This is a genomic window from Micromonospora sp. KC606, assembly GCF_004348675.1.
In the GTDB taxonomy this organism is placed as follows: Bacteria; Actinomycetota; Actinomycetes; order Mycobacteriales; family Micromonosporaceae; genus Micromonospora.
The window spans coordinates 1-3,668 of sequence record NZ_SMKN01000338.1; the positions used below are offsets into that span (position 1 = coordinate 1).

1 protein-coding gene is annotated in these 3,668 nt (G+C 61.7%); it reads left to right on the forward strand.

Going from position 1 to position 3,668, the window contains the following annotated elements; translation table 11 throughout:
* Nucleotides 1-3,668: class I SAM-dependent methyltransferase (locus tag E1193_RS30510; RefSeq protein ID WP_207922937.1), on the forward strand; the 3,668-nt coding region annotated here is incomplete at both ends.

A 3,668-nucleotide genomic window follows, 5' to 3' on the forward strand; every position in this document is an offset into this window, starting at 1 on the left:
GAGTTTCTGGGCCGCAACGACGATCAGGTGAAGATCCGCGGTTTCCGGATAGAGCCGGGCGAGATCGAGGCGCAGCTGACGGCGCACGCGGACGTGCGCGAGGCGCTGGTCGTGGCGCGCGAGGACATACCAGGCGACAAACGCCTCGTCGCCTACGTGGTCCCGGCATCCACGTCAGGCCGGGATGTGGAGCGCGAGAGTCAAGCAGTAGCAGTGTGGCAAGAAGTTTACCAAGAAGAGAACAGTAAGCAGTCATCAGCTCCTCTTGGCGAGGACTTTCATGGCTGGAACAGCAGTTATGATGGTCAGCCGATCCCATTGGGCGAAATGGAAGAGTGGCGTGATGTCACTGTCGCCAGAATTCTGGAACTTCACCCAAAGAAAGTTCTGGAAATCGGAGTTGGCACAGGGTTGCTCCTTTCGCGCCTTGCCCCCCAGTGCACGGAATATTGGGGTATCGACTTTTCTCAACGAGTCATCGACAGGCTGCGGGATCAGGTTTCCGCAATACCGAACTTGTCACGCCGCACTCATCTTCGTTGCCAGCAAGCGAATGTAGCCGATGGGCTACCCGCAGGCTCATTCGATACTGTGGTGATCAACTCGGTTGCGCAGTATTTTCCAACTCCTGAGTATCTGGTTGATGTCGTACGTCAGGCGATGAACCTCTTGGGCCCCGACGGCACAGTGTTCCTGGGCGACATCCGCAGTCTGCCGCTGCATTTTAGTTTCTGCACTGCCGTCGAGCTGATGAACGCAACAGAGCCGATGGTGCCTGAGTCCATCCGCTCGGCTGTTGAGCGGCGTCTCCTGCTGGAGAAAGAACTTGTACTGGATCCACGTTTCTTTGTTGCGCTGCAAAGCGTTGTCGGCGGCATTTCCGGGCTTGACATCCGCGTCAAGCAAGGGTTGGCGTCCAACGAGTTGACCCGGTACCGCTATGACGTTGTCTTAAGGAAGGGCGTCGGACAACAAAATTCTGCAGCGGAGCTACCCAAGTTCTTCTGGGGCGATGGCATAAAGGACGTCGAGTCCTTAGTAGCTGTGGCCGCGAGCCACCCGAATGGCGTCCGCTTCTGCAACGTTCCGAACGCACGATTGTGGGACGATCTGCTTCTCATCGCCGACTATGATGGGTTGGATCTCTCAAGGTATATCGAGAACACCGGCCCCTACCTTGTTCCCGTTGAGACTTTCAGTTCGCTCGGCAGAAAAACAGGTCATCGTGTCGTTGCGACGTGGTCTCAGAGATCGCAGTACGGAGAGTTGGACGTTGTCTTCTTGCCGCAGAAATTTTCTGCGCTGACAGATGTCTATCTGCCGCAGCATGTCGCGGGCGAATACACGAATTTTGGGAATAATCCCTCAAAGTTCGAAGAAGTGAGCCAGCTTGCGACGGAGTTGCGTTCGTTTTTGTTGTCGCGTTTGCCGGAGCATATGGTTCCGGCGGCGTTTGTGGTGCTTGACGCGTTGCCGCTGACGCCGAACGGGAAGGTGGACCGTCGGGCGTTGCCGGCGCCTGCGGATGAGGCGTATGCGCGTGGTGTCAGCGAGGCGCCGGTGGGTGAGGTCGAGTCGTTGCTGGCCGGCTTGTGGAGCGAGTTGCTGGGCGTCGAGCGGATCGGGCGACGTGACAGTTTCTTCACCCTCGGTGGGCACTCGCTCCTGGCGGTCCGGCTTGTCAGCCGGGTTCGGCGGGAGTTCGGTGTGGAGCTGACGCTGGCGAAGCTTTTTGTTCAGCCGGTGTTGGTGGACATGGCTGCGGTGGTGGCTGACCTGATCGGCGGGTCCGGTCGGGAGCTGCTGCCGGCGATCAGGCTTGTTGATCGCGGGGGCGTGCTGCCTTTGTCGTTTGCCCAGCAGCGGCTGTGGTTCTTGGGGCAACTGGACGGGGTCAACGCGAGTTATCACATTCCGCTGGTCTTGCGTCTGCGTGGGCCCCTTGATCGCGCGGCGCTCCGTCGCAGCCTTGACAGGTTGTGGGCGCGTCATGAGGGGCTGCGCAGCGTGTTTGTCGCCGAAGGCGGCGAGCCGCATGTCGAGCTTTTGGGTGCGGATGCTGGCTTCGGGTTGGTCGAGGATGATCTTCGCGGCGACGATGAGGCGCCGGCGCGCCTGGCAGAGCTCTGCAGGGAAACGGCGGATGCCCCGTTCGACCTGGCGCGTGGCCCGCTTGTCCGGGGCCGGCTGATTCGGCTTGGCGACGAAGAGCATGTTCTTGCCGTGACGCAGCACCACATTGTTTCGGACGGCTGGTCGGTTGAGGTTTTTCTGCGTGAGCTGCGGATGTTGTATGCGGCGTTTGTGCGGGGCGAGGAAGACCCGCTGCCGGCGCTGCATGTGCAATACCCGGACTATGCGGTGTGGCAGCGCGAATGGCTGTCGGGGGAACGTCAGGCGTCGCAGGCGAGATACTGGGGTTCTGAACTGGCGAACGCGCCGGCGTTGCTGACCCTGCCGACGGATCGGGCGCGCCCGCCGCAGCAATCCTTCGCGGGCGCTCATGTGGGTGTTCGGCTCGACCGTGAACTGACACGTGAGTTGAAGGCGCTGAGTGTTCGGCACGGGACGACGTTGTTCATGACGGTTCTGGCGGCGTGGGCGAGTGTCCTGTCGCGACTGTCGGGCCAGGACGATGTTGTTGTCGGCACGCCTGTTGCGAACCGCAGCCGAACGGAAACGGAGGGCCTGATCGGCTTCTTCGTGAACACGCTTGCGCTGCGGGTTGATCTTTCGGGATCACCTGACGTCGAGACGCTTCTGTCGCAGGTTCGTTCGAAGGTTGTGTCGGGGCAGGATAATCAGGACCTTCCCTTCGAGCAGGTTGTCGAGATCGTCCAACCTGCCCGTCGCCTCGACCACACTCCGTTGTTCCAGGTGATGTTCTCCTGGGAGAACGAGGATGTCGTTGCTTCCACGACGCTTGATGGTCTCTCCGTGTCGCCGGTCGATACGGAGTATGAGGTCGCGAAGTTCGATCTCGATCTGGCTCTGGGGGAGGCCGGCGATGAGATCGTCGGCGCTCTCGGCTATGCGACGGCACTGTTTGATGCGTCGACGATCGAACGTCACGCCGGATACCTCGAAGCGGTGCTGCGTGGCTTCGTCGCGGACGCGGCATCCCCTGTCGGCCGCCTCGATCTGGTGGGCCCGCGGGAGCGTCGTCTTCTGCTGGAGGAGTGGAACGACACGGCGGTTCCTTTTGCCGATGAGGCGTGCGTGCACGAGATGTTCGAGGCTCAGGTGGCCTGCTCGCCTGACGCGGTGGCGCTGGTCCACGAGGGGAGTGAGATCAGTTACCGTGAGTTGAACGCGCGGGCGAACCGTTTGGCCCACCGGTTGATCCGGCTTGGGGTGCGCCCTGACACGCGGGTCGGGATCTGCGTGGAGCGTTCGCCGTTGATGATCGTTGCGCTGCTGGGGGTGCTGAAGGCAGGCGGAGCTTATGTGCCGCTCGATCCTGCCTACCCGGCAGACCGCCTGGCTTTCATGCTCTCGGACAGCAACCCCTTGGCCGTGCTCGCGGACGCGAACACGGCCGGGCTTGTCGGGGCGATGCTGGAAGAGGAAGGCGCGGCCTGTCCGGTGCTCGATCTGAGCGTCGCGGAGCGGGACGGCGGGTCGGAGGCCAACCCGGTCCGCTCCGCGCTCGGGCTGACCTCCACGCA